This window comes from Geminocystis sp. CENA526, assembly GCF_050753365.1.
In the GTDB taxonomy this organism is placed as follows: Bacteria; Cyanobacteriota; Cyanobacteriia; order Cyanobacteriales; family Cyanobacteriaceae; genus Geminocystis.
The window spans coordinates 1-1,544 of record NZ_JBLZFY010000265.1 but is presented as its reverse complement, the minus strand read 5'-3'; the positions used below and the strand labels follow the sequence as shown (position 1 = coordinate 1,544).

Below are 1,544 nucleotides of genomic sequence, written 5' to 3'. Positions count from 1 at the left end.
GTAAATTTTTATGAGCAATTGTTAGTATTTGAAAAGTTATTTTTTTGAAATTATGAATCATAGAAAAAAGACGTAAAACGGGCATCTAGCCCATGTCTAAAAAGATTGTAACAAAAGATAAATAAATCTCTGAAAAATTAATCCAGAACTAAAATAACTTCTACAATTCTAAGTAGTTAGATTAATTCGAGAGTGAAAAGAATTATGAGTGATATTCTGAAAACTGGAGATACGGTTCAGGGTGAATCATCGTCCCTTAAGTGCCAAGTAGAAGTTCTTTTAGGTAGTGGTGGACAAGGAGAAGTCTATCGTGCTAAGTTAGGCTCTCAATCAGTGGCTCTTAAATGGTATCATCTCGATTATCTTCAATACGATCGTTATCTTCGAGATCGATTACAACAGGCGATCGCCAAAGGTTCTCCCAGTGACAAATTTCTGTGGCCCATCGAAATTGCTACCAAACAGGGGAGTTCTAGCTTTGGTTATATTATGCCTTTAAGACCGCCCGAATATAAAAGCATAGTTGACTTACTTAACCGCAAAGTTGATCCTACTATTAGAACACTGGCAACAACAGGGTTTCAATTAGCGGATAGTTTCTTTCAACTCCATTCTAAAGGGTTATGTTATCGTGATATATCCTTTGGCAATGTCTTTTTCAGTCCAAAAACCGGTGACATTTTGGTATGCGACAACGATAATGTGGACATAGATAATCAGGGCAAAGGAGGAGTTAAGGGAACACCGAAATTTATTGCACCTGAAATTATTGCGAATGAATCAAAACCTAATAAAAATACAGACTTATATTCCTTAGCTGTCTTATTGTTTTATCTGTTTTATAATCATCATCCCTTAGAAGGCAAAAAAGAAGCTGATACTCCCTGTTTAGATTTACCTGCCCAAGAAAGATTATATGGTACTGAAGCTGTATTTATTTTTGATCCTAACGATAATTCTAATCGACCAGTACCGGGGTATCAAGATAATCCTTTGATTATGTGGAATATCTATCCTCAGTTTTTCAATAACCTTTTTATTCAGGCATTTACAGACGGATTAAGAGACACTAATCGCAGAGTTCAAGAAACCGCATGGCGTAAAGCCATGATTCGATTACGAGATTCGATCGTCTATTGCCCTTATTGTGGAGCAGAAAATTTTTATGATCAAGACTATCTCAAAGAGCATAATGGAAAAACTCAAGGATGTTGGTCATGTAAACGAGACATCATTTTACCAGCTCGTTTGAAACTAGATAAAAATATTATTACATTAAACTATGATACAAAATTATATCCCCATCATTTAGAAGGTTATACCAGTTATGATTTTTCTCATCCTGTAGCGGAAATGACTCAACATCCCACCAACCCAGAAATTTGGGGCTTAAAAAATCTTTCTGATGAGAAATGGGTAATCACCAATGCCAACGGCGAAATTAAAGATGTTCCTCCCGGTAGAACTGTCACCCTTGACACCAAAATCAAAATTAGCTTTGGCAAAGTCGAAGGGGAAATAAAGGTTTAAGAAGAAAACAGTCT

1 protein-coding gene is annotated in these 1,544 nt (G+C 35.9%); it reads left to right on the top strand.

The features are described from left to right. Window positions 1-204: 204 nt before the first annotated feature. On the top strand, window positions 205-1,530 hold the full coding sequence (locus tag ACN4EE_RS23280; RefSeq protein ID WP_431708890.1) for a protein kinase domain-containing protein: 1,326 nt from the start codon (window positions 205-207) through the stop codon (window positions 1,528-1,530). The last annotated feature ends 14 nt before the right edge of the window (window positions 1,531-1,544 follow it).